This window comes from Priestia sp. ABM2_011 (genome assembly GCF_056158845.1).
This window is the reverse complement of record NZ_JBSWUB010000001.1, coordinates 4,925,250-4,950,927: the sequence shown is the minus strand read 5'-3', so window position 1 is coordinate 4,950,927 and position 25,678 is coordinate 4,925,250. Positions and strand designations below refer to the sequence as shown.

Annotated in this window: 24 protein-coding genes and 2 riboswitches; of the genes, 17 read left to right on the top strand and 7 right to left on the bottom strand. The window is 38.6% G+C overall.

Translation table 11 applies throughout. The features are described from left to right. Positions 1-202 precede the first annotated feature (202 nt). Positions 203-1,939 (bottom strand): adenine deaminase, encoded by a 1,737-nt coding sequence (ade, locus tag ACXAE4_RS26070; RefSeq protein ID WP_028412457.1) that lies wholly within the window; start codon positions 1,937-1,939, stop codon positions 203-205. Positions 1,940-2,022: 83 nt separating this feature from the next. Continuing rightward, positions 2,023-2,124, bottom strand: a riboswitch (purine riboswitch). Between the two features lie 182 nt (positions 2,125-2,306). After that, positions 2,307-2,534, bottom strand: coding sequence for a DUF1128 domain-containing protein (locus ACXAE4_RS26065; protein WP_013055127.1), 228 nt, complete (start codon positions 2,532-2,534; stop codon positions 2,307-2,309). 176 nt (positions 2,535-2,710) lie between these two features. On the opposite strand from ACXAE4_RS26065, the gene ACXAE4_RS26060 reads away from it, so the two are divergent. The 3 genes from ACXAE4_RS26060 to ACXAE4_RS26050 are packed head-to-tail and all read left to right on the top strand — an operon-like array spanning position 2,711 to position 4,416. Next, on the top strand, positions 2,711-3,184 hold the full coding sequence (locus ACXAE4_RS26060) for a low molecular weight protein-tyrosine-phosphatase (protein ID WP_154974104.1): 474 nt from the start codon (positions 2,711-2,713) through the stop codon (positions 3,182-3,184). Positions 3,185-3,223: 39 nt separating this feature from the next. Beyond that, positions 3,224-3,562, top strand: a complete 339-nt coding sequence (locus tag ACXAE4_RS26055) for a hypothetical protein (protein WP_047751736.1) — start codon at positions 3,224-3,226, stop codon at positions 3,560-3,562. A 14-nt stretch (positions 3,563-3,576) separates the two neighbouring features. Beyond that, complete coding sequence (locus ACXAE4_RS26050) at positions 3,577-4,416, top strand: YihY/virulence factor BrkB family protein (protein ID WP_034267022.1); 840 nt, start codon at positions 3,577-3,579, stop codon at positions 4,414-4,416. Between the two features lie 229 nt (positions 4,417-4,645). On the opposite strand, the gene ACXAE4_RS26045 is transcribed toward ACXAE4_RS26050, so the two are convergent. Together ACXAE4_RS26045 and ACXAE4_RS26040 are read right to left on the bottom strand one after the other, a co-directional pair. Beyond that, a complete protein-coding gene (locus tag ACXAE4_RS26045; protein ID WP_028412454.1) occupies positions 4,646-6,565 on the bottom strand; it encodes a heavy metal translocating P-type ATPase in 1,920 nt (639 codons plus the stop codon). Between the two features lie 225 nt (positions 6,566-6,790). After that, positions 6,791-6,940, bottom strand: a complete 150-nt coding sequence (locus ACXAE4_RS26040; protein ID WP_013055132.1) for a BH0509 family protein — start codon at positions 6,938-6,940, stop codon at positions 6,791-6,793. Between the two features lie 208 nt (positions 6,941-7,148). Between ACXAE4_RS26040 and ACXAE4_RS26035 the strand changes: the two genes are divergently transcribed. Both ACXAE4_RS26035 and ACXAE4_RS26030 read left to right on the top strand, forming a co-directional pair. Continuing rightward, a complete protein-coding gene (locus ACXAE4_RS26035) occupies positions 7,149-7,466 on the top strand; it encodes an ArsR/SmtB family transcription factor (RefSeq protein WP_098999464.1) in 318 nt (105 codons plus the stop codon). A 15-nt stretch (positions 7,467-7,481) separates the two neighbouring features. Next, positions 7,482-8,408 carry a cation diffusion facilitator family transporter gene (locus tag ACXAE4_RS26030; protein WP_098999465.1) on the top strand — a complete coding sequence of 309 codons (927 nt, stop codon included), beginning with the start codon at positions 7,482-7,484 and terminating at the stop codon, positions 8,406-8,408. Positions 8,409-8,422: 14 nt separating this feature from the next. Here ACXAE4_RS26030 and ACXAE4_RS26025 read toward each other — a convergent pair whose 3' ends face one another. Continuing rightward, complete coding sequence (locus ACXAE4_RS26025) at positions 8,423-9,607, bottom strand: MFS transporter (protein WP_098999466.1); 1,185 nt, start codon at positions 9,605-9,607, stop codon at positions 8,423-8,425. Positions 9,608-9,788: 181 nt separating this feature from the next. Between ACXAE4_RS26025 and ACXAE4_RS26020 the strand changes: the two genes are divergently transcribed. The 3 genes from ACXAE4_RS26020 to ACXAE4_RS26010 all read left to right on the top strand — a co-directional run bounded on the left by ACXAE4_RS26020 (position 9,789) and on the right by ACXAE4_RS26010 (position 11,347). After that, complete coding sequence (locus ACXAE4_RS26020; protein ID WP_028412450.1) at positions 9,789-10,244, top strand: DUF3237 domain-containing protein; 456 nt, start codon at positions 9,789-9,791, stop codon at positions 10,242-10,244. A 25-nt stretch (positions 10,245-10,269) separates the two neighbouring features. Next, positions 10,270-10,758: a phenolic acid decarboxylase gene (locus ACXAE4_RS26015; RefSeq protein WP_154974102.1), complete on the top strand. Its 489-nt coding sequence runs from the start codon at positions 10,270-10,272 to the stop codon at positions 10,756-10,758. A gap of 205 nt (positions 10,759-10,963) precedes the next feature. Further along, positions 10,964-11,347, top strand: a complete 384-nt coding sequence (locus tag ACXAE4_RS26010) for an OsmC family protein (RefSeq protein WP_154974100.1) — start codon at positions 10,964-10,966, stop codon at positions 11,345-11,347. Positions 11,348-11,366: 19 nt separating this feature from the next. On the opposite strand, the gene ACXAE4_RS26005 is transcribed toward ACXAE4_RS26010, so the two are convergent. Continuing rightward, entirely contained in the window at positions 11,367-11,780 is a 414-nt protein-coding gene (locus ACXAE4_RS26005; RefSeq protein WP_034263743.1) for a pyridoxamine 5'-phosphate oxidase family protein, read from the bottom strand. A 200-nt stretch (positions 11,781-11,980) separates the two neighbouring features. Here ACXAE4_RS26005 and cax point away from each other — a divergent pair, with 200 nt between their 5' ends. Beyond that, on the top strand, positions 11,981-13,036 hold the full coding sequence (gene cax / locus ACXAE4_RS26000; RefSeq protein ID WP_034263745.1) for a calcium/proton exchanger: 1,056 nt from the start codon (positions 11,981-11,983) through the stop codon (positions 13,034-13,036). A 140-nt stretch (positions 13,037-13,176) separates the two neighbouring features. Further along, a complete protein-coding gene (locus tag ACXAE4_RS25995; protein ID WP_028412446.1) occupies positions 13,177-13,977 on the top strand; it encodes a YfkD famly protein in 801 nt (266 codons plus the stop codon). 36 nt (positions 13,978-14,013) lie between these two features. Here ACXAE4_RS25995 and yfkAB read toward each other — a convergent pair whose 3' ends face one another. Continuing rightward, entirely contained in the window at positions 14,014-15,132 is a 1,119-nt protein-coding gene (gene yfkAB, locus ACXAE4_RS25990) for a radical SAM/CxCxxxxC motif protein YfkAB (RefSeq protein WP_028412445.1), read from the bottom strand. Positions 15,133-15,335: 203 nt separating this feature from the next. Here yfkAB and ACXAE4_RS25985 point away from each other — a divergent pair, with 203 nt between their 5' ends. The 7 genes from ACXAE4_RS25985 (at position 15,336) to ACXAE4_RS25955 (ending at position 25,533) form a co-directional block, all read left to right on the top strand. Beyond that, entirely contained in the window at positions 15,336-15,521 is a 186-nt protein-coding gene (locus tag ACXAE4_RS25985; RefSeq protein ID WP_013081532.1) for an SE1561 family protein, read from the top strand. Positions 15,522-15,683: 162 nt separating this feature from the next. Further along, positions 15,684-17,225: a fumarate hydratase gene (locus ACXAE4_RS25980; protein ID WP_098627107.1), complete on the top strand. Its 1,542-nt coding sequence runs from the start codon at positions 15,684-15,686 to the stop codon at positions 17,223-17,225. Positions 17,226-17,319: 94 nt separating this feature from the next. Continuing rightward, positions 17,320-18,129 (top strand): delta-lactam-biosynthetic de-N-acetylase, encoded by an 810-nt coding sequence (pdaA, locus tag ACXAE4_RS25975; RefSeq protein WP_028412443.1) that lies wholly within the window; start codon positions 17,320-17,322, stop codon positions 18,127-18,129. Between the two features lie 162 nt (positions 18,130-18,291). Continuing rightward, positions 18,292-19,677: a 23S rRNA (uracil(1939)-C(5))-methyltransferase RlmD gene (gene rlmD / locus ACXAE4_RS25970; protein ID WP_289578688.1), complete on the top strand. Its 1,386-nt coding sequence runs from the start codon at positions 18,292-18,294 to the stop codon at positions 19,675-19,677. Between the two features lie 302 nt (positions 19,678-19,979). After that, positions 19,980-21,329, top strand: a complete 1,350-nt coding sequence (locus ACXAE4_RS25965; protein WP_289578689.1) for an FAD-binding oxidoreductase — start codon at positions 19,980-19,982, stop codon at positions 21,327-21,329. A gap of 199 nt (positions 21,330-21,528) precedes the next feature. Continuing rightward, a riboswitch (glycine riboswitch) is annotated at positions 21,529-21,609 on the top strand. Between the two features lie 159 nt (positions 21,610-21,768). Further along, the gene (locus ACXAE4_RS25960; RefSeq protein ID WP_028412440.1) at positions 21,769-23,112 is read left to right on the top strand and encodes an amino acid permease; all 1,344 of its coding nucleotides are present in this window, start codon (positions 21,769-21,771) and stop codon (positions 23,110-23,112) included. A gap of 279 nt (positions 23,113-23,391) precedes the next feature. Continuing rightward, positions 23,392-25,533 carry a PAS domain-containing sensor histidine kinase gene (locus ACXAE4_RS25955; RefSeq protein ID WP_028412439.1) on the top strand — a complete coding sequence of 714 codons (2,142 nt, stop codon included), beginning with the start codon at positions 23,392-23,394 and terminating at the stop codon, positions 25,531-25,533. The last annotated feature ends 145 nt before the right edge of the window (positions 25,534-25,678 follow it).

Sequence of the window (25,678 nt, the reverse complement as noted above, 5' to 3'; positions counted from 1 at the left end):
TTTTTAGCTGTCCAATTTGGGTATAGTAAAGTAAGAACACGTAAAGGAGTGCCTTAAATTGGGACGTATAGTAAAAAAAATTCTAGTCGCTGTTTTTCCTATCCTGTTAAAAGAAGGATATCGTCATTATAAAAATCGTAAAACTCGAACTACCCCCTCTAAAGGGTATAAATAAAAAGGACTCGAAAGAGTCCTTTTTATTTTATGCTTGAACAGGGATATGCTTAAATTCTTTTACGTTAAATAATCCTTTGTCGGTTAATTTTAGACATGGAATAACAGGTAAGCTCAAGAAAGATAAAGTCAGCAACGGATTGAATTTCTGTGAGATATCGAGATCATGAAGAGCCCCGTGAAGCTGCTTAAGTAAGCTATTTACTTCATTGTAAGGGTGAGGTGACATTAACCCTCCGATGGAAAGAGGGAGGGAACCAATCACTTCATTATCTTTTACAATAACAATACCTCCGCCGATTTCTTCAATTGCCGCAATTGCTTTTGCTAAATCCTCATCATTTGTTCCTACGGCTACGATATTATGTGAATCGTGAGCAATCGTAGTAGCGATCGCTCCATCTTTTAACTGAAATCCTTTTACGATCCCAAGACCAATATTTCCTGTTAGATGATGGCGCTCAACAACAGCCATTTTCAGCTGATCGTTTTCTACAGAAGGCTGAAATTCGTTTTGCTTTACTTGAACTTCTTCTACAATATGATTTGTAAGCAGGCTGTTTGGATTAATTTCAATAATATTAGCCCGATTGTGCTGAAGTGGTATCGTAAGTTTGTTAATAGAAAACTCTTTCAAATGAACAGAATTCATTAGTTCTGTCGGAAGATCAATTTGTTCTTCTTGCACAGACAGCATCTCTCCATTTTCAGCAATAAGCTCTCCGTTTTGATAAACATGTGCTGCAGATATATCAGTTAAGTCGTCCAACAGAATAAAATCAGCTTTGTAACCAGGAGCAACCGCCCCTCTATCTTTTAACCCGTAGCATTCAGCGGCATTTAATGAAGCCATTTGAATCGCAATTAACGGATCCAGCCCGAGTTCAATAGCAAAACGAACATTGTAATCAATAGAGCCTTCCGTTAATAAATCATCTAGATGTTTGTCATCGGTACAGAATAAAAATCTGCGCGCGTTGCGTTCATTTACAGCAGGTAACAATTGTTTCAAATCTTTAGCAACAGAACCTTGGCGGATTAGAACATACATCCCGCGCTGAATACGTTCAATTGCTTCTTCTGCTGTTACGCATTCATGATCTGTTGAAATATTAGCGGTACGATAAATGTTAACGCCCGTGGCATCTAGCCCTGAGCCGTGCCCATCAATTACGCCGTTTGCATCGTTAGCTGCTTGTAATTTATCGAGCATATCGTCATCTCCATCTCGAACAGCAGGGAAATCCATCACTTCTGCTAATCCAAGCACGCGAGAGTGAGAGAAAAATGGCGCTAAGTCAGCTGCTTTTAAGACGGCTCCAGAGCTTTCAAAAGGAGTTGCTGGCACGCTTGAAGGTAAGTTCACAAATACGTCTAAAGGAATGGAATCCGAGTTTTGAAGCATAAACTCAATGCCAGATTTCCCTGAAACATTCGCAACTTCATGAGGATCCGTTACGACAGTTGTAACACCTCTAGGTACAAGAAGTTTTGAGAACTCTTTAGGTGTAACCATTGATGATTCAATGTGAACGTGTCCATCAATGAACGTAGGCGAAATGTATTTTCCTTTTGCATCAACGACGTTATTCCCGTCGTATTGACCTATTCCAACAATCACTCCATCAGCAATCGCAATATCGGCTTCAATGATGGAAAGCGTAAAGACATCGATAATTTTCCCGTTTTTCACTACAAGATCTGCAGGTGTTTTTTTATTGGCAACAGCAAGCTGTTTTTTTAAGGTTGTTTTTGTATTTGACATGAATGTGACTCCTCTCATTGTATAACTGAATAACAATGAAGGACTATGTAAGGGAGAACATAAAGAAGAATAAACATGTAGTATGAATGATGTTCAACCCTCGTAGTCCAACTATTTACGGTAGTTCGGTAGAAACTCTTGGACCCTATTTCCAAGACTATACGAGCTTTAGGTATTTCGATACATTCTATAGACAAATAATAAAAACGTCAATTCCTAATAAAAAAGAAAGATTTTTGGGAATATTTCATCTATGTGTATGTAAACGATTTAACTCTTATTTGCTCGCTAAAAGGTGCAGCATTCATGTATAGAAAAAAATGTAGAAAAAACCGTCAATGGCTATTAGTCATTGACGGAGGTGTCATTAAGCTTGTTTACGCAGTGTACCTAATTCTTCCGCGATCGCTTGCATTTCACTTGGGCTAAAAGAATCTTTTCTCATTACCATATCGTATAAGTACTTTAAGTCTTCATACATTTCTTCGTCAAAAGCTTCAGCTTTAATTGCTCCGATATTTAGCATGCGCAATTTTTCACTAATGCTATCGACCATATGTTTAATATTCTCTGGAGATTTTACTGATAAATCCACTTTGTTCATCCTTCCAGTTGCGTTTTTTTTATTGTAACATGTTTTTATCGTGTGAACACTTTTATGTCAGGTTCTTATCCACAGAAGAGTGGAAACGATATAAATAAAAGAAAACTATTTTTTAGTTTAAAAATGATTGTATATAATGTTTGTAATAAGGGAAAGGAGTCGAGACTATGATTAACGTATTATTCGTTTGTTTGGGAAATATTTGTCGTTCACCGATGGCAGAAGCGGTTTTTAAAGATATGGTGAAGAAAAAAGGGCTAGAAGGACAAATTCACGTAGATTCTGCAGGCACAGGAGGCTGGCACAAAGGCAATCCTCCTCATGAAGGGACGCAGTCTATTTTAACGAAAAACAACATTGATTTTAAAGGGCAAACAGCAAGACAAGTGATTCAAGAGGATGTAGCTAAATTCCATTATATTATTGGAATGGATGTCGAAAATGTAGGAAATCTGAGAAGGATGGCTGGACATACTAAAACAGGTTATATTGCAAGGCTTTTGGATTTTGTGCCTGGTTTACATATTGAAGATGTGCCTGACCCTTATTTCACGGGGAATTTTGACGAAGTATATGACTTAGTTCAAGAAGGATGCAAGGCTCTGTTAGACGAAATTATAGAGAAGCATTTCTCGGAATAAGTGATACTTAAAAAATAAAAAACGGAGGAGAAACGACAAATGGGTAAACGAAATAAGCTAGTAGAAGGTATGGTCATTGGAGCAATTATAGGAGGAGCTGTTTCTTTATTTGATAAAGAAACCAGAAGTTCCGTTATTCAAGGAAGTAAAAAACTGAAAGACAAAACAAAAACTCTTATTCAGCATCCTGAACTTGTGACGGATACTGTGAAAGAGAAATATGAAACGATCCGTACGACCATTGAGCAAGTTTCTGAAGATGTATCATTTGTAGCGGGAAAAGTAGAAAAGTTAAAAGAAACAACCCCTCAGGTGATGGAAATTGTAAACGATACAAAAGAAGCATTTGTAGAGAAGTATGGTGATGAACAAAAATAAATAAGGAGGCACATATGGCTGGAATATACATAAATAACATCGTAAAGTTTGGCAAAGAACTCATGGGCCGCATTCATCGAGATGAGCTGCCCAGCTTATCAGCTGAATTGGCTTATTATTTGCTGCTCTCGCTATTTCCTTTTTTAATTTTCTTAATTACGCTGATTGGATTTTTGCCATTGGAATCAACAGATCTGCTTGACTTGGTCGAAAATGTAGCGCCACAGCAAACGCTGCACATGATTGAAAGCAACGTTTCTCATATCATTGGTTCTCATAATGAAAAACTATTGTCCTTTGGTATCATTGCCACGATGTGGTCTGCTTCAAATGGAATTAATGCGATCGTAAGGGCATTTAACCGAGCGTATCACGTACAAGAAAATCGGCCGTTTTTAGTGGCGAGAGGCATGGCAGTTCTCCTTACTTTTGCGATGATATTTGTTATTATTGTAGCGCTTTTACTTCCTGTTTTTGGTCATATGATTGGTCTTTATTTATCGTCTACGTTTGGATTTTCAGAAACTTTTCTCGCTTTATGGTCTGCTTCCCGCTGGATTATCAGCGGTCTCATTTTGTTTACTGTTTTTACGGGGTTGTATTACTTTGCTCCTAATAAAAAGCTGCTGATTCGAAATGTTGTAAAAGGAGCGGCTTTTGCTACGGTCGGATGGACAGTGGTATCGATGCTATTTGCGTACTATGTAAATCATTTCAATAACTATACGGCTACATATGGAAGCTTGGGCGGAATTATTATCTTGCTTATTTGGCTGTACCTATCGGGTATGATTATCGTTATTGGAGGAGAAATTAACGCTATTTTCTACGACCGCCGAGTCAAATCTTCATAGTCACAAATTGGGATGAAATCATTCGCAAGATATGAGCATACTAACAAAGTGAAAGGGAGGTTTTACATCATGACAAAGCATACAAAAAAAGATGGAAGCAATACAAAACAAAATAAAAAGAGCCAGCCAAAGCATAAAACAAGCAACAGCCAAAATGGACAAAACGGTTACCATTAAGGCATTGATTTCCATAATAAAAAGCCTAACAAATACGTTAGGCTTTTTTTCGTTAAGATTTTAGCAAGCGAAGGCCGTTTAAGATAACTAAAATGGTGCTGCCTTCGTGACCAATAACACCAAATGGCATATCAAGCACTTGGAAAAAATTCGAACAAATTAATAAAAAGATGACGGCAATAGAAAAAATAACATTTTGCTTCACAATTGAGTTCATTCGTCTGGAAAGAGCTACTGCATCCGAAATTTTTGATAAATCATTTTTCATTAAAACAATATCTGCCGTTTCCAGTGCCACATCGGTTCCTTCTCCCATGGCTACTCCAACGTTAGCAGTAGCGAGAGCAGGTGCATCGTTAATGCCATCTCCCACCATTGAAACGGTAGGGAATTTTTCTTTTAACGCTTTAATTTTATCTACTTTCGCTTCAGGCAAACATTCTGCAATGTATTCATCGACGGCACATTCTTTTGAAATGGCCTCGGCTGTTTTTTCGCTGTCTCCTGTAATCATGACGGTATGAATACCCTGCTCTTTCAGAGATTTAACAGCTTCTACAGCTTCTGTTCGTACAACGTCTTTTAGCGCAAGCAATCCCACAATACCATGCTGGTCTTTTGCGTACACAATCGTTTTTCCTTCACTGGCAAGCGTAGATGAAATCCCATTTTCAAATTCAGCTGCTTCTTCTTTACCTACAAAATCTGCTTTTCCTATCTTCCACGTATCTTCTTGAAGAGACCCAATCACACCGTATCCGGGAACGTCTTCAAGTGAATCTGGCTGAACGAGCGTCAATTCCTGCTTGTTTTTCACAAAGTCAACAATGGATTGAGCAAGCGGATGATTAGACTGACGTTCAATGGATGCTATTTTAATAAGAAATTCCTGTTCGTTTATATCAGAACGTACAATAACATTTGTCACTTCTGGCTTTCCTTTTGTTAACGTGCCTGTTTTGTCAAAAGCAATTGCGCTTAAATGGCTTAACCTTTCCAAATGCACGCCGCCTTTGAACAAAATTCCTTTTTTTGCTCCGTTTGAAATAGCAGACAGCGAAGCAGGGGTGATAGATGCAACTAGGGCGCAAGGAGACGCTACAACTAAGAGAATCATTGCTCGGTAAAATGTCTCGGTCCAGCTCCATCCAAGCACATAGTGGGGGAGAAACAGCATAACTGCCACAACCGATAGAACAATTTTTACGTATGTGCCTTCAAATCGTTCGATAAACAATTGAGAAGGAGACTTTTCACTTTGAGCCGTTTGAACAAGTTGAATGATCTTTTGAAACAGCGTCTCAGCACTTGGCTTTGTCATTTTAATGGTAATGGCGCCTTTCACATTCACCGTGCCCGCGAATACTTCATCGTCGAGCTGTTTTAGTACAGGGACAGATTCACCCGTAATAGCCGCCTGATCAATCGTTGTTTGACCTGAGACAACAATACCATCGGATGGCACTCGTTCACCCGGCTTAACTAACAGCAAGTCTCCGATTTGTAAATCTGAAATGGAGACAATTTCTTCTTGGTCTCCAATCAGCCGCGTTGCTTCTTGCGGCTGCAAATTCATTAAGGCGCTAATTTCTCGGTTGCTTTTATTCATGGTGTACGTTTCTAATGCACCGCTTAGTGCAAAAATGAAAATAAGCATAGCACCTTCTGTCCAGTAGCCAATTACAGCCGCTCCAATGGCCGCAATAATCATTAGCATTTCGACGTTTAATTCTTTATTTTCAATCGTTTCTTCAATGCCTTCTTTTGCTTTAGCAAATCCACCTATCACATAAGCTAATACAAAGAGCGTAATAGATACAGCTGTATCCTGCTGTTTTGAAATCAGCCAGCCGGCTAAAATAAGCACTCCGCTCAACAGTGCAGCAATGAGTTCACCATGTGTTTTTAATACGTTGACAGCAGAAGATGTTTGCGGCGTTTGTTCTTGTTTTTTAGGTAACGCATTTTCCATACAAATCCTCCTTGAACGATAATTGAGAAAAATAATCACAATCATTACCCCTAAAAAAGCACGAAAGCTGCCATCTCAGCGATAGCAGCACACTTTTTCCATTTATTATCTTTTGAATTGGGATATTTAGTATAGTATAGCACGGAACAAGCAAGGAGGTAACAACTAATGCTTAAAAAATAAAAACAGAATGCAGCTGGACGTCTGCATTCTGTAAAAAACGTACTACATATCTAAATGCTCTTCATAATATTTATAAGCGGAAGTGTAAATGTGCTCGATATCGGCATCCGTCATGTACATTAAGGTTTCACGGTCGATCCCCTTCATTGTTTCAATAAATGTAATCATGTTTTTACGTTCTTGTCTGCTCATTTATTATTCTCCTCTCCATCTGTTTTAATACAGTTTATTATATTTAATTGTATTATATAACAGAAAAAGTATTTTGTGTGGATTTTTTTTTAAAATAGGCAAAAAAATTTTGAAAGACGTAAATAATTGACTATAGAGAAAAAGGTATTTTATAATTTATATATGAACATATGCTCATATACTTGCATATAATGAACGGAGAGATGTTATGAAAAAAGATGAACATTCGTTTTTATCACCTCAAACAGTAGAAGAAGCATCAAGAATACTAAAAGCTATTTCAGATCCTACGAGAATGAAGATTCTCTATTTGCTATTTCAAGAAGAGTGTTCAGTCGGTCATATGGTTGAAGTGCTTGGTGTTTCACAATCAGCTATTTCACATCAGTTAACTCACTTGCGTCATTTACGTTTAGTAAAATATCGCCGTGAAGGGAATACGTATTTCTATACGTACGATGATGAACACGTGGTTGGAATATTGCATCAAGTGATTCAGCACGTAGAATGCGCACATAACAATTAGAAGGAGGGGCTTTGCATGAGTCATGATCATCACCACCATCATCATGGTCATCATCACCATTTTGATACACAGCGTGAAGGCAACAAAAAAGGTCTGTTAATTGCACTAATTATCACCGCGGGTATTATGGTTCTTGAGTTTGTTGGAGGGCTTTTTACAAATAGTTTAGCGCTATTATCCGATAGCGGACACATGCTGTCTGATACAAGCTCACTTGCTCTTAGCCTCGTAGCCATATGGTTTGCTAACCGAGATGCGTCGGCTAAAAAAACGTACGGTTATTATCGTTTTGAAATATTAGCGGCTCTTTTTAACGGAGTGGCACTGTTTGTAATAGCAGGGTTTATCATTTATGAAGCCTATCAGCGCGTACTGGAGCCGCAGTCTGTAGCAAGCGGCAGCATGATGCTGATTGCTGCTGTTGGTTTACTCGCTAATTTAATCAGCGCATGGTCACTTATGAGACAAGGCGATGTAAAAGGAAATGTAAATTTGCGCAGCGCTTACTTACACGTATTGGGAGATGCTTTAGGGTCTATTGGAGCTATTGTAGCGGGACTTCTTATGATGCTGTTTGGATGGTATATTGCTGATCCGATTATTTCTGTAGTTGTGTCTGTATTAATTTTAAAAAGCGCTTGGGGCGTGCTTGCTCATAGCGTTCATATTTTGATGGAAGGCTCTCCTGAAGGAGTGGATCACAGTGAAATAAAAAACCTTCTTGAAAACATTGAAGGAGTCAAAGATGTGCATGATTTACACATCTGGACGATTACTTCAGGACTGGACTCATTGAGCTGTCATATGCGCGTAGAAGATGAAAAAGATTGTCAGCAGATTTTGCAAAAAGCCATTGATTTAGTACACGATCACTGTGGTATTGAGCATACGACGATACAAATTGAAAAATCAGCTCTTCAGCACCGGACGCTAAAAGTTTAAAAACAAGCGAGAACTTATAAGTTCTCGCTTGTTTTTTGCTGCATAGGCATTTTTTGTCCGAATACAAAAAGAAGGATAAAAATAAAGCCAAGCATCCCGCTAATAATATTAAAAAAGCTGACATGATGAAAGAACTGAATAAAAGTACCGCCTATGTAAGGACCGGCAAGGCTTCCGATACTAAAAGCAATGCCGCATAGTAAATTACCTGTAGGAAGCAGACGAGTAGGAATCAAATCCGTCATATAGCTGATTCCTAAACTAAACGTAGAACCTACAACCATGCCTGCTATAAATAAACACGCTACTAATGGAATAGCGGTGTCTTCCAAGAGACTTGCTGTAAAAAAAGTCACGGCTCCAATTGATAAAATCCATCCTAATACCAATTTCCGTCCGAATTTATCGCTCAGTATGCCAAGAGGAAGCTGAAACACAATAGCTCCAACTGCAAAGGAAGTCAGCAGCAGTGAAATAAACTCTACTTGCAATCCAATTCGTAAACCGTATACAGGAAAGCTGCCGTTCAGTGATGACTCTAAAAAACCATATCCAAAAGGCGGTAAAAAAGCAATCCAAGCATATTTAGCCGCTTTAGAAAATCGCTTAGCCGTTTCTTTTAATGAATTAACCTCAACTCCCTGAAGGGGAAATTCATTTTTTATCAAAAATAAAAATACCCACGTTAGAAGACATAGAGCAGAAGAAATCATAAAAGGCAGCGCTTGATTAATTTCAATTAACGGCGTCATTAAAGGACCAACAGCAAAACCAATACCAAAAAAGAGCCCATACAGTGAAATGTTTCTACCTCTTTTATCAGCAGGGGAAGACGATGTAATCCACGTTTGAGTTCCAAAGTGCAGCGCGTGATCTCCTATTCCAATAAATAAACGGAGCACAAACCAAAATACAACAGATTTCCACAGGGGAAACAAAGCTAAAGATACAATAACTAAAAGTCCTCCTGCTGCGATAATTGGCTTGTATCCGTATCTGCGAAGCGGCGCTTCCATGAAAGGAGAAATAAATAAGATGCCCAGGTACAATCCAGTTGCGTTTAATCCGTTTATAGTAGAGGAAAGACCATCTTTCTCAAAAATAATAGCAATTAAAGGCAGCAGCATGCCTTGGCTGAATCCAGAAATGGCGACAAGGCTAACTAAAATCCAGAAACGTTGTTGATGAGTAGCACCCATAGCATTTAACCTCTTTTTATCTATATTTTGTCAATCCAACTGTTTAATCGTACAAGGAAAACGCTTTATTGACAAGGATATAAACAGGCCGTGCTGTCCATTTGACATCTTTATGTAAGGGGAGTAGAATAAAACGTGTAAATATTTACATGTTTTTATTTACAATTAAGAGGTGATTGCTATGATAGAACCAGGGTTGAAGAAAATAGCAACATTCACAATTAATGTTGGTACACCCGTCGTTATTGGTCATACAGGATTAGGAAAAAAACAGTTTATTCCCATTAAGTCAGGTACTGCAGACGGGGAAATAAAAGGCTTAATTCTTCCAAGTGGAGCGGATTCTCAAATTATTCGTTGGGATGGCCGCGTCGATTTATCTGCACGATATGTCATTCAAACAGAAGATGATGAACTTATTTATATTGAAAACAATGGAATACGTCAGGTTAGTGAAGAGTTTAGAGAACAGGCTGCTGAAGGTGAAATTATACCTCCAGAGCACGTTTACTTTCGTACGATTCCTGTCTTTGAAACTGGAAGTGCAAAGTATAAGTGGTTACAGGACCGCATGTTTATAGGCGCTGCTGTAAGAAACCCAGAAAGCGTTGTGCTAGACATATACGAAGTTTTATAAATCAAATCAAAGGAGAGGTATAGACATGGAAAAATTTATTGGAAATCATATGATTTACACATACGAAAATGGATGGGAATATGAAATTTATATTAAAAACGAAAATACAATTGATTACCGTATTCATAGCGGAATGGTGGCAGGAAGATGGGTTCGCGACCAAAAAGTAGATATTGTGAAATTAACAGAAGGTGTATATAAAGTATCGTGGACTGAACCAACGGGAACAGATGTGTCTTTGAACTTTATGCCTGATGAAAAACGCATGCACGGCATTATCTTCTTCCCAAAATGGGTACATGAACATCCTGAAATCACAGTATGCTATCAAAATGATCATCTCGATTTAATGCATGAGTCTCGTGAGAAATATGAGACATATCCAAAATACGTGGTTCCGGAATTTGCTGACATTACATTTATCAAAAATGTCGGAGTGAATAATGGGGAAGTTATCGCTCAAGCGCCTTACGAAGGAATGACGGATGATATTCGCGCTGGAAAATTAGTTTAATACGGAGTCATAAAAAAGGCTAGTACAAAAGTATGTTAGTTGAAGGAAATCCGAACGAATTTGATTCTTGATCAAGAATCAAATTCGTTCGGATTTTTTTATTGTGATGGTTCCCGGAAATAAACCGCGGTGTAACAAGTGATCTATAGTGAGAGTAGTTGGTTATATAAAAAACGGTTTATAATGAAGGAAAGGAGTGAAGAAAATGGAATTTAACATGAAAAAAGAAGCGGGATTTACGACAGATCTTCCTTATGGAGAGCTACATATCGCAGGAGATGAAGAGTATGGCTTTCGTCCTTATCAGCTAATGACATCGTCCATTGCCGTTTGCAGCGGAGGCGTGTTAAGAAAAATTCTAGAGAAAAAAAGAATCGCTTTTTCTGATTTACGCATCCAAGCTGATGTAACGCGCAATGATGAAAAAGCGGGGCGAATCGAAAAAATTCATTTGCACTATATCATCACGGGAAAAGACCTGCCATTAGACAAAATTGAAAAATCGATTGAGCTAGCCCGAAAAAATTGTTCAATGCTACAGTCGGTTATTGACAGTATAGAAGTGACAGAAACCTTCGAAATAAAATAAAAGTGGACATTGTCCACTTTTATATTTCTTTTGGTTTGCTTCCGGCTTTATCAAAATAGCGCATGCGTTCAGGAGTCAGCTGAAGAAGCAAAAAATTTGGGTCATCTGGACTTTTAATCCACTCTTTTAACTTTTCATTCCAAAATTTCTTTTTTAACTCTTCGTTTGTTTCTACATTTACTTTGGCTTCTACCTCTACATACGGATCACTCCAACCTTGCCCATCATAGCCTAATAAAATATGAACGTAAGGGTTTTTTTCTAGTTCTTCGACTTTGTGGGTATCTTTATTGGTGGCGGTGTAAAGCACAAGATCTTCATGAAAAAACATCATAAAGCGTGAATAAGGTTTTCCATCTTGAATCGTAGCTAACGTTCCGATTGTATAGTCATCCAGTACCGATAAAATTTGATTTTTTACATCATTACTCATTTTTTCACTCCTCATTCTATCTCATTATCCTTGGTAGTTTGGCTGATTTTTAAATATCTTAATCAAAAATCAATTAGAGGTTTATCATTTATAAAAATAGGTTAAAAATACTAACATTGACGGTGAGTCTATACAAATTCCATTAATTTGATATGATTGATTTTGTTGTCAAAAAATGAATAAGGTAGGTGTACATATCGATGATCAATCGGATTTTTCTGATAGCGGTTATTCTTGGGGTGCCGTTATCTGTTATTGGGCACATGATGCACTGGTCAGATGTTCTTATGTTTATTATTTACTGTTTAACAATCATTGCCCTCGCAGCTTTTATGGGAAGAGCTACAGAGAGCTTAGCTGTTGTAGCTGGTCCTCGAATAGGCGGTCTATTGAATGCTACCTTTGGTAACGCTGTAGAATTAATTATTTCGATTTTTGCTTTAAAAGAAGGCCTTACAGCCGTGGTGCTTGCATCGTTAACCGGTTCTGTATTAGGAAATCTCCTTCTTGTAGGCGGTCTTTCATTCTTTATCGGGGGACTTAAATTTAAGCGTCAAGAATTTAATGTCTATGATGCAAGACATAATTCTGGATTATTGATCTTTGCTGTTATCGTTGCGTTTGTTATTCCTGAAGTGTTTGCTAGCGAAATGGACGAAGCGAAGACCATGTCTCTAAGTGTCGGAATTTCCATTATTCTCATCATCTTATACTTAGCGGCGTTATTCTTTAAGCTGGTCACGCATCGAGGCGTGTATCAGCATAAAAGTGAAGAAGTGGAAGAACATGAGGAGCCAGAGTGGTCAATGTGGAAAGCGATTGCGGTTCTCTTTTTGTCTACGTTAGCGGTGGCTTACGTATCCGAAAGCTTGGTAAGCACAATCGAAATTGTCTCGGAAAGCTTTGGCTGGAGTGAGCTGTTTATCGGGGTCATCATTGTAGCGATTGTTGGGAACGCGGCAGAGCATGCTTCCGCTATTATTATGGCCGTTAAAAATCGCATGGGTGTAGCTGTTGAAATTGCTGTTGGATCAACTTTACAAGTAGCGATGTTTGTAGCACCAATATTAGTACTTGTTTCGCTAATGTTCGAAAGCCAAATGTCTCTTGTTTTTACTTGGCCTGAGTTGATTGCGATGGTAACAGCCGTATTTTTAACGATTGCGATTTCTAATGACGGAGATACAAACTGGTTTGAAGGCGCAACTCTTTTAGGTGCTTATATTATTATGGGAATTGGTTTTTATCTTATTTAAAAAAGAAACGTTCACTTTATGTGGACGTTTCTTTTTTGTAAGTAAATAGAAGAATTTCCCTTTTGGTATTCAGGATAAAACAGGGGATGTTTGAAAAAACTATGGTTGCATTCATTAACGATGTTGAAAGGAGTTTCTAGATGTTACGTAAATTGCTTTTATTTGTGTTTACCATCATTATTTCATTTTCATGTTCAACGAAGATCGCCATTGCAAAAACAGCTCAGCCTACCATCAACGTGCCTTCTTCAGCTTTAAATATTTCAAAAGAAAATACGTATCCAAATGCTAGTCAAGACACGCCTTATTTGCAGCCGAGTGAGTTCACAAAAGAGCTCATTGAAACGTCAAATGTAAAAATTGAAAACCCTGATTTAATTCGTATATTAAATGAATCAAACATTTCTAAAACTCCATGGGCAATTGGATTCAGAGCAACCATTTTTTTAGGACAGTGGCCGTTAAATTATGAATCAACAGAAACAAACGTTAACTGGCAGCACCAGCGAATCAATACGAATCATTATGATAACAGAGCGGGAAAAACTCAGTACAAAATGATGTACAGTCAGGAAAATCAAAGCCATGTAAAAGGCGGATTAACGGCAAAAGTGCCTCAGCCTGATCATGTTAAACAAATGATGCTAATTGAAGCAGCTAAAAAAACAAAGCTCACTTTATCATTTCAAACGTTTGTAGGTGCCGGAACGAAAAAAGACCAGGTGTATAACGTAGCTCCTAAAAAAGTAGGTTATCTCTATGCGTACACGCCTGCTGTAAGTGAAAAGGGAAAAGTAACGTATGGGGAAGTATATGTAACGGTAAAAGGCAGCAAGCGTTCAATTGTGGTGAGAAATGTAACGTCTCAAGGAATTGGAGCATGGATTCCAGTACAAGATTATGTCTCCTTAAGTTTCGGGGCTTACGATCAGCCGAGATAACAAAAAAAGAGATTCCAGTGGTGGAATCTCTTTTTGTTATTTTGTAATCTTCGCTTGGAGTTTGCTAAAATCAGTATCTTGATAATAGCTGTTTTTTACCAAAATATTAGGTCCCAAACAAGAGACCGCTGAACAATGGCAGCTAAGTTCTTTAGAAATTGTGCTTTGCTGCCACGTATCAAAAGCGTCTGTAAGCTTTGTATCTTGAATGTTGCCAAGAGGAGGCGTATCACCAAAATCAGTTACGATAATATCTCCGTCGAAAATATTTACATTTAGGCGAGAACGTCCGTCTGGATCGTTTCGAACGGTTACATTTTTACTGCTATACAAGCGCTGTAAAAGCGTTAAGTCTTCCTCGTTATTACTGCATGCATAAAACGGCAGCGTGCCGAATAGCATCCACACATTTTCATCTCGAATATCAAGAAGGTGATGAATCGCTTGACGCATTTCAGGAAGAGATAATGTCTCTAAGGTGCTGGCAAAGTCACTTGGATACATAGGGTGTACTTCGTGACGCTGACAAAGCATTTCATCCACAATTTGACGATGAATTTTTTCCATATGAGGAAGCGTACGTTTATTTAACATCGTTTCAGCTGATACCGTTACACCTGCTTTTACAAGCGCGCGGCTGTTTTCAATCATACGGTCGAAATATTTGGCGCGCTGCTCATAAGTAGGCTTTCGCTCCATCATTGCAAAGCCAGCTTCAACAAAGTCGTCCATCGTTCCCCAATTGTGAGAAATATGTAAAACATCTAAATAAGGAATGATTTGTTCGTAACGAGCAAGATCTAATGTTAAATTTGAATTAATCTGTGTACGGACACCTCGTTCGTGTGCATACTTTAATAAAGGCACCACATAATTTTTCACAGAAGATAGAGACATCATAGGCTCTCCGCCCGTGATGCTTAACGCTCGAAGTGTTGGAATTTCATCGAGACGTTTTAAAATTAAATCAAGAGGCAGTGCGTTTGGGTCTTTTGGCTGCAGCGTATATCCAACTGCGCAGTGCTCACATCGCATATTACAAAGCGTCGTTGTTGTAAATTCAACGTTTGTGAGCGTCGGTTTGCCATATTGTTTCATATCTAAATACGCTTCCCACGGATCGAATTCCGGGGTAATTCGTTGTAAAGTGGCCATAAAAAAACTCCTTTTATTTTTCCGTAAAGTGAAATGATGATGAAAACATCTCACGGTCCGTCCTGCTAGACTAAATTATACGTCCCATTCAAAACGGACACCAGTGACTATTATGGATTTTATTGCTTTTAGTTGTCAAATATGAAAGTATTCGTTAGGATATAAGGAAATACGAATGAAAAGCTACATCAGGAGGGTTTAAAATGGGAAACGCCGTTCGAGATAAAGATTCACAAGTACGTTATTTAAAAGATCGTTTAAATATGTTTGTACATGTATTAGACTCTATGGAGCCTGAAAACACAGATCTAGAAGATATTGACCGTTTGATTACAATGATTGATGACTTAGAAGCAAAATGTGAGCAGTTTAAAAAAGATAAAGAATGAAGAAGAAAAAAGCGCTAGAAAAACTAGCGCTTTTTTGCTTGAAGTAGAAATCCTCCTATAAAGGTCTTTCGAAACAATTTTTGAAGGAGTATAATAAATTTTGAAAGTTGTACGACAGATAGATAAATACATACATTAGCGGGATATGGGAGGAATTAAGTGATGATTGAAGCTTTAAAACAAAGCATGTACGATTTAATTGTTGAAACATCTACAAAATTGCCAAAAGACGTTCGACGTGCTATCGCAAAGGCAAAAGCGCGTGAAAATGCAGGAACGCGTGCAGCAATGTCTTTAGCGACCATTACCAATAATATTAAGATGGCGGATGATAATTTATCGCCAATTTGTCAAGATACAGGTATGCCAACATTTAAAATTAAAACCCCTGTAGGAGTGAATCAGCTTCAAATTAAAGAAGCGATTTATTGGGCAATTGAAGAAGCAACAAAGCACGGAAAGCTTCGCCCTAATTCTGTAGATTCGTTAACGGGAGAAAACAGCGGTAATAATTTAGGCGGAGGCACGCCGGTTATTAAGTTTGAACAGTGGGAAAATGACTATATTGATGCGCGTCTTATTTTAAAAGGCGGCGGCTGTGAAAATAAAAACATTCAGTATAGCCTGCCTTGTGAAGTAGAAGGGTTAGGCCGAGCTGGTCGTGATTTAGACGGTATTCGTAAATGTGTGATGCACTCAGTATACCAAGCGCAAGGCCAAGGCTGTAGCGCCGGCGTCATTGGTGTTGGAATCGGTGGCGACCGTACAACAGGCTATGAATTAGCAAAAGAGCAGCTGTTCCGAAACTTAGATGACGAAAATCCAAACGCTCAGCTGAAAGAATTAGAAGAGTATGTAATGGAAAATGCTAATAAGTTAGGAATCGGTACAATGGGCTTTGGCGGAGAAACGACATTACTTGGCTGTAAAGTCGGCGTAATCAATCGTATTCCTGCTAGCTTCTATGTGTCAGTTGCGTATAACTGCTGGGCTTACCGTCGCTTAGGTATTAAAATCAACGCTGATACAGGAAGCGTTCAAGAGTGGCTGTATCAAGAAGGCGAAGAAGTAGATTTTAATAAAAATGCAGGTGCAGAAGAGAAACAAAATGCGGATGAAACAAAAGAAGTTGTATTACAAGCACCTATTACAGAAGAGCAAATTCGTGAATTAAAAGTTGGTGACGTAGTGCGCATCAACGGTATGATCTACACAGGACGCGACGCTATTCATAAACATTTAACAGACCACGATGCGCCAATTGATTTAAATGGACAAATCATTTATCACTGTGGCCCGGTTATGTTAAAAGATGAAGATGAAAAATGGCACGTAACCGCTGCAGGACCAACAACAAGTATCCGTGAAGAACCTTACCAAGGAGATATTATGAAGAAATTTGGTATCCGCGCGGTTATCGGTAAAGGCGGTATGGGTCCTAAAACGCTTGCTGCTCTTCAAGAGCACGGCGGTGTGTACTTAAATGCTATCGGAGGAGCTGCGCAGTACTATGCTGATTGTATCAAGAGCGTAGAAGGCGTTGATTTGATGCAGTTCGGTATTCCTGAAGCAATGTGGCATTTAAAAGTAGAAGGTTTTACAGCTGTAGTGACGATGGATTCACACGGAAACAGCTTGCATGCAGATGTAGACAAGTCTTCATTTGAAAAGCTTGAGCAATTTAAAGAACCGGTATTTAAATAAACATACGTCCGGAGCGTATGGTAAAAAGTAACGTTCATGAACGAGAAAATTGAGTGGATACTAAGCGTAAAATGACTTCCGAAAGGAGCTTCTTATGCGCCGGTTCACCTTTTTTCTCGTTTTTTTATTCGTGATGTCAACAGGCCTAGCATCTGTTGAAGCACAAATGTATCCAAACACTCCGATCAGCTGGGGATTTCAAAAAAGTAAAAATCATAAGCCCGCATCCGCAGGTACAGCTTATGAACACATTCTTGCTAAGTATGATGCGTTTTACCTCGGCGATACAACTAAAAAAAATATTTATTTAACGTTTGATAACGGTTATGAAAATGGTTATACCCCGCAGGTATTAGACGTGCTCAAAAAAAGAAAGGTTCCTGCGACGTTTTTTGTAACAGGACACTATTTAAAAGAAGAGCCTAAGCTAATTAAGCGAATGGTAAAAGAAGGGCATATTGTCGGCAATCATTCATGGCATCACCCTGACTTAACTCAAGTGGATGATGCACGTTTTAAAGAAGAGCTGCAAAAAGTAAAAGATGAATACAAGAATATTACCGGTCGTGATGAAATGAAGTATCTCCGCTCACCTAGAGGTGTATTTAGCGAACGAACGCTAGCTCTTTCAAAGCAAGAAGGCTATACGAATGTATTTTGGTCACTAGCATTTGTTGACTGGAAAGTGAATGAACAAAAAGGCTGGCGCTACTCATACGACAATATGATGACTCAAATACATCCAGGTGCGATCATGCTTCTGCATACCGTTTCAAAGGATAACGCAGATGCGTTAGATCAAGCGATTGTGGATTTAAAAAAGCAGGGCTATACGTTTAAAAGTATTGATGATTTAATGAACGAACGTAAACAATTGAAAAAAAGTCCTTCTAAAACGAAATAAAGATAAAAACCGACGGGAATGTTTCTCCTGTCGGTTTTTTGCTGTTGAAGTGTTATAATATGCGTTGATGTCTTTTTTAAAGCGATACGGTCCAATAGGTTTTAAGCAGTTAAAGACCGTTAATAACTATATAAAGAATTTAAACTAATCGGAGTTGGTCTCATGAATAAACCAAAAACTGAAATGAAAGTTCAAAAAGGACAAACGTTTCCGTTGACGATAAAAAGACTCGGTATTAATGGAGAAGGCGTAGGCTATTTTAAGCGCCAAGTCGTCTTTGTACCGGGAGCATTACCGAATGAAGAAGTGGTTGTAGAAGCAACAAATGTTCAGCATAAGTTTGCCGAAGGGAAAATCAAGCGAATTCGCAAAAAATCTCCTCATCGCGTAGAAGCACCCTGTCCGATTTACGACCAGTGCGGAGGCTGCCAGCTTCAGCACTTATCTTATGAAGGTCAGCTAGAATCCAAGCGGGATATTGTTCTGCAAGCGTTCGAACGTCACAGTTCATTAAAAAAAGTAGAGGAAAAAACTCGCCAAACGATTGGTATGGAAGATCCGTGGCGCTACCGTAATAAATCTCAGTTTCAAGTCGGCGTGGACAAACAAAAAGTCATTGCTGGTTTGTATGGACTGAATTCTCACCGCTTGATTGATATTGAAAACTGTCCCATTCAGCATAAAGCTACAAATCACGTGACAAAAGAAATAAAACGAATTTTACAAGACCTTCAAATCCCTATCTACAACGAGCGCAAACGCCGTGGAATTGTGCGTACTATCGTATCTCGAGTAGGATTTGAAACGGGTGAAGTGCAAATTGTTTTAATCACGGCTAAAAAAGAAATTCCGAAAAAAGAGCTGCTGATGAAAGAAATTCAGCGCCGCCTGCCGGAAGTGAAATCGCTCGTACAAAACGTAAACGACCAAAAAACATCGCTTATCTTTGGAGACGAAACGTTTACGCTCGCTGGAAAATCGGTGATTCAAGAAACGTTAGGTGATATCTCATTCGAACTTTCAGCGCGTGCATTTTTCCAGCTGAATCCTCTTCAAACGGTGAAGCTATACGACGAAGTAAAAAAAGCAGCTGCGCTAACAGGCAGTGAAAAAATCGTAGATGCTTACTGCGGAGTAGGGACAATTGGCTTATGGCTTGCTAAAGATGCCAAAGAAATTCGCGGAATGGACACGATTGAAGAATCCATTGTAGACGCGCGAAAAAATGCCAAAGATCATGGATTTGAACATGCCACGTATGTGACGGGTCCAGCTGAAAAGTGGATGCCGCAGTGGGTGAAAGAAGGATGGAAGCCAGACGTAGTCGTCGTTGACCCGCCGCGAACAGGCTGTGATGACAAGCTTCTAAAAACGATTTTACAAGTAAAGCCAAAGAAAGTGGTTTACGTATCTTGTAATCCATCCACATTAGCGAAAGATGTGCAGCAGCTGTCGAAGGCTTATCATGTGGATTACATTCAGCCTGTGGATATGTTCCCTCATACGGCGCATGTGGAGAATGTAGTGAGTTTGACGTTAAAGAAGTAAATAGATGAAGAGTAAAGGGCAGATTTGGTTCTGCTCTTTTTTTATTTGAATTGGACTCTTGTTGGAAGAAAAAATATTCTAATATATCTAATTTGAATTATTGGAAAGTTATGTTTTAGAAAGCATCGGAGCACCGAAAAGAAGTTTTATTAGTACTTATATTTCAGTAAATGAACTGAAATTTCATTTTTTATAGAGATGATAAACGCCAATCTAGTCTTGAAAACCCACACCCTCAACCACCCCAAGAATACTATAGTAATAAAACTACTAAAAAGTATATACAGAGGGGCAGAGGTCAAATGGACTCAATGTTTTTGAAAGGGCTTACGGGTGAAGTGGTAACGCCGAAAGACCCCATTTATGAGGAAACTCGTCAGGAGTGGAATCGTGCTATTGATAAATTTCCGCTTGTGATTGTGTACTGTGAAAAAAAGCAGGATGTTGTAAATGCAATTCAATGGGCGCGCAAGCATCGTGTAGACATTCGCATTCGATCTGGCGGTCATCATTATGAAGGGTATTCTACGGGTGACTGTGTATTGGTCATTGATATCAGTCGGTTAAACGGGTTGAAATTGGATAGGAAACGGAACATCTTAAAGATGGAGGGAGGAGCAAAGAATACGGAAGTGTATGATTTTATCGGTTCGAATGGATATGTGTTTCCAGGAGGAACGTGTCCGACTGTTGGGGTGTCTGGCTTTACGCTCGGAGGAGGCTGGGGGCTTTCGAGCAGACTTTACGGATTAGGCTGTGACAGCTTGATAGAGCTAGAGTTGGTCAATTATGAAGGAAAGATTATTAAAGCAAACAAATCGTGTAACGCGGATCTTTTTTGGGCATGCCGAGGTGCTGGTGGCGGTAATTTTGGCGTTGTGGCAAGCATGACGTTTCAGCTTCCAAAACCGACGAACAGCTCTGTGACGCTTGTTCGCTTCTTTTATGTAGGTACTACAAGAGAAAAACAGGTACAAGTGATGAATATATGGCAAAGCTGGCTGCCTGAATTGGACAAACGTATGACGCTAGTTGCCAGTTTTTATAATGCAGAAGGAGAAGGATTGGGCATATTTGCGAACGGCTTCTTTTACGGATCTCCAGAAAGAGCTCGAAAGATCTTGCAGCCTTTTGCAGAGGTGGAGGGGTTCCGAGTCGAGCTACAGTCATTATCTTTTCTTGAAGCGGTACAAAAGATAGAAGCAACCTATCCTCCTTCTGAAAAATTTAAGTCAACGGGAAGATTTGTGCAAAGAAGTTATTCAGTTGGCCAGCTTGAAAATCTTGCAGATCTCATACAGCGTCCAGCAGAAGGGTCCGTTTACGCCGCGATTTCTTTTTATGCACTAGGAGGAGAAATTCGCAGTGTTGGTAACAGAGAAACGGCCTTCTTTTACAGAAACGCTAGATATATTCTGGGCTTTCAATCTATATGGACAGACGATGCGTTTGCACGAGCAAACAGAGAGTGGCTGTATAAGCGATTTCAATATATTAAACGTATTACGAAAGGCTCCTATGTGAATTTCCCTATCAGCAACCTTAGAAACTACGAGTATGAGTATTTTGGAGACAACGCAGAGCGGTTAGAAAGAGTAAATAAAAAGTACGATCCATTTAACGTATTTAGGTTTCCGCAGGGACTCAGGTAGCATGTAGAAAAGGATACTAAGTTGACGATTGAACCTGTTTCATTACCTTCTTTCGAAGAAGGTAAATAAATGAAAGTCATCTTTCTTGTTGACAAAGCATCCAACTGGTATTAGAATAAACAACTATTCGACAGTCATTATCTTGATCGAAAAATTTAATACGTAGAAAGCTATGATTGCTATGGATCACACTATAGCAGGAGCAGCTTCTGGAGAGATCGCGATAGTTTCGCGACGCCGAAGGGTTCACAATCTCAGGCAAAAGGACAGAAGAGTACCGGATATTTATTTGGCATGTTACTAATTGGTAGCATGTACCATAATATTTGTTATTCTTATGACCATGAGATTGGAGCGCATCCAATCTCTTTTTTTATTGGACTTTATTTTGTAGTCCGCACGATCGCATCAAAGGTTTTATTGTTAGGAGGAGTTAGAGTTGGAACAACGAGAATTAAAGAGGGATTTATCCAATCGTCATGTTCAGCTAATCGCGATTGGAGGAACCATTGGGACGGGATTATTTTTAGGTTCTGGTAAAGCCATACAGCTTGCAGGTCCCTCTATCATCTTTGCTTATTTAATTGTGGGTATTGCGCTTTTCTTTGTGATGAGAGCGCTAGGAGAACTACTGCTGTCTAAAGCAGGTTATCAATCGTTAACAGATATTGCTGAAGAGTATCTTGGACCATGGGCTTCATTTGTCACAGGGTGGACGTACTGGTTTTGCTGGATCATGACAGCTATGGCTGATGTGATTGCCGTTGGCGTATATGTGAAATATTGGTTCAATATTCCTCAGTGGATTCCTGCACTTATTTGTGTAATCATTTTATTAGGACTTAACTTATTAACCGTAAAATTATTTGGAGAATTAGAGTTTTGGTTTGCTTTAATAAAGGTTATTACGATTCTTGCGTTAATTGTTATTGGCGTTATTTTACTGGTAATCGGATTTAAAACAGATGCAGGATCCGTTACGGTTCAAAATCTTTGGAATCATGGAGGACTGTTTCCAAACGGTGTTTCAGGTTTCTTACTTTCATTCCAAATGGTTATTTTCGCATACGTCGGGGTTGAATTGGTAGGGGTATCGGCAGCGGAAACATCAAATCCCCAAAAAAATATTCCATCGGCCATTAATAAAATTCCGCTGCGAATCTTATTTTTCTATGTTGGAGCGCTTATCGTCCTTTTATTTATTAACCCGTGGATGGAATTGAATGCAGCAGAAAGCCCATTTGTTAAAACCTTTAGTTTAGTCGGAATTCCGCTTGCTGCTGGAATTATTAATTTTGTTGTATTAACTTCAGCCGCTTCTGCTTGTAATAGCGGAATGTTTTCAACAAGCCGTATCTTATATAACTTAAGTAAAAATGACCAAGGGCCATCTACGTTTGCAAAACTGAACAAAAACCACGTACCAAGCAACGGATTGTTTGTATCTACGCTGGTTATCTCGGCGGGAGCTTTGTTAAGCAAACTGATACCAGATCAAGCTTTTGGCATCGTAACAACCATCAGCGCTATTTGTTTCATTTGGGTGTGGAGTATCATTTTGATTTGCCATCTAAGATATAAAAAAACGCGTCCGCAGCTGCATGCAGCATCAACATTCAAAGCACCGTTAACACCATTTATAAACTATGTTGTGCTAGCGTTGTTTGCAGTGATTCTTATTATTATGCTGTTTTCTGATGCGACGCGCCCAGCCTTATTGTTGACACCCGTTTGGTTTATTCTCTTATTTGGTTTTTACGGGGCTAGAAGGAAGAAGAAATAGTAAATGGGTGACCTCATCATTTCGTGATGGGGTCTTTTTATTGGAAGATAAATAATTGATTTCTACTGTATGAAGAAAATGCAGTAAGCAAAGTTTATATAAGAACCCTAAAAAAGTTTTAGCAGAAAATACAGTGAAAAAGCTCATAGTTTTCTGATAGTAATGTAGAACCAAATGCTTTTCTTCTATGTCTAAAGGTGGAATTCTATCATTTACATGGAAAAGTTTTCATTTTGCAGTACAATGGAGGTAGACTTCATTGAATTAAGGTGAACAAACATGAAATGGTTTAAATCTCATACGTTTTGGAAAATCTTCACGATTAATGTGCTTCTTATTTGTACCGTACTGACGCTAATGTTTATAGTTTCAAGAGTGATGCTGCCTAATATTTCTCAAGATCAATATCGACAGGTAACTGATAAAACCGTCAAGAGAATGAAAGAGCAAATTAACATCGTTATTAAAGATATTTGGAGCTTGGGCGACGAGGTACAGCAAGATCCTATTTTTTTATCAGATGATGAACAAGAGATAGACAAAGAACTGCAGAAAATAGTTAATATTTCACCGTATATCGATAGCGGAACCATTTTTAATACAAAAGGGTATGTGGAGCATTATTACCCAGATGATTTAAAGAGTATGAAGCACGTGAACTTAAGTAAAAGAAAATATTTTCAAGAAGCGCTGCGAACTAAAAAAATATATTTAAGCGATGTCGTTTCAGCAGACACAAAGCATTACATTGTGGTGATGGCAATTCCTATTTTGGATGAGCAGCAAAATGTAAAAAAAGTTATAAATTTAGCGCTGCGCATTGAAGAAAATAAAAGCTTTCAATCCATTTTTCAAACGTTCGATATAGGAGAGAACGGCTATACGTTTATTGTAGACCGCAATGGTAGAATTATTTCACACCCTGAGAAACAGAGAATCGGTGAAAATGCCAGGGAAAATGAAATCGTTCAGGAAACGATGAATCATAAATCAGGATATCAGCGCGTTGTGAACACCGAAGGTAAGTACTTCTTTGCGTCATTTGAATATATTCCTGTTTTGGATTGGGGAATTGTCGCTGAATTACCCGTTGAAGAAATTTACAGGCCTTATGAAACGTTTGAAAAAACGCTTTGGACCGTTTCAGGTATTACAATTTTACTGCTTTCTTTTTTTACTGCGTTATATGCAAGGCAAATTGTGAATCCTATTCGTAAACTATATGAATTGGCGGGACAAGTAGCGCGCGGGAATTTTAATCAAAAAATTCCGGAACGAGAAATTGAGCGGGGGGAAATCGGTACTTTATCTAAACAGTTTAATGAAATGATTAGCTATATACGCCATTCTAAAGCAAATTTACAGCAAAAAGAAAATCAGCTGCAGGAACAAAAAACGTTTTTAAGACAAGTCATTGACATTAATCCAAGCTATATTTATGCCATTAATCAAAAAAGGGAGTTCATTCTTGTTAATGAATCTTTTGCGATGCTGCTAGGTGAAAAATCTGATGACTTGATTGGACAACCAATTGATAAATATCAATTCAACCTTCAATCAGATCTTTTATATAAAGGGACGTTTTCAAACTGTACGCAAAAAGGGATGGTATTAGAAGAACAGTTTAAAGATTCGAAAGGAAACCGGCGCTGGGTCGAAACAGCAAAACTTCCTATTATGAATGAAAAACAGGAAGTGATTCAAATGCTGTGCGTATCGACAGATATTACGGAGCGTAAAAAAGCAGAAGAGAAGCTTAGAACTTCTGAGAAGCTTGCCGTTGTAGGAGAACTTGCAGCTGGAGTTGCTCACGAGATCAAAAATCCTTTGACTTCTTTAAAAGGTTTTGTTCACTTATTAAAAGAACAAAATCCCAAAGATGCTTTGTATATAGATATCATGGAAACTGAATTAGAACGAATGAATGGAATCGTAGAAGAATTTTTGATGTTAGGAAAACCTCAGGTTATGAATGTTGAACCCTTGAATATGCAAGCGCTTGTTCAAGAAGTGTGCTCGCTTCTTGAACCTGAAGCAGTAGAAAAAAAGGTAGCTTTCATATTTGAAAGGGATGAGCAATTACCGCAGGTATATGGAGATAAAAATCAGTTAAAACAAGTATTTATTAATATTATTAAAAACTCTATCGAAGCAATGCCTGAAGGAGGGGGTATTCATATTACGATTAAAGCAAAAGAAAACCACCTTTGGCTGCAGCTTGCTGATGAAGGGCAAGGTATTCCTCCTGAACGGTTAGCGAAGATAGGTGAGCCTTTTTATAGTACAAAAGAAAAAGGTACAGGTTTAGGGCTGATGGTCAGCTATCGGATTATTAAAGCTCATCATGCGCAGATGACATTTTCTAGTCAGTTAAATCAAGGAACAAGTGTGGATATATTGTTTCCAATCATAAAAAAGTAGGGGAAGTTCCCCTACTTTTTATTATTATACTTATAATATATCAAAAGCTTTCATGTTACTAAAACAAACGAAAGTGCTAAAGAAGATATCCACAGGTTAACAAGGAGTTAACTGCTGAATTGTATAGGATATTCACAACTTTATC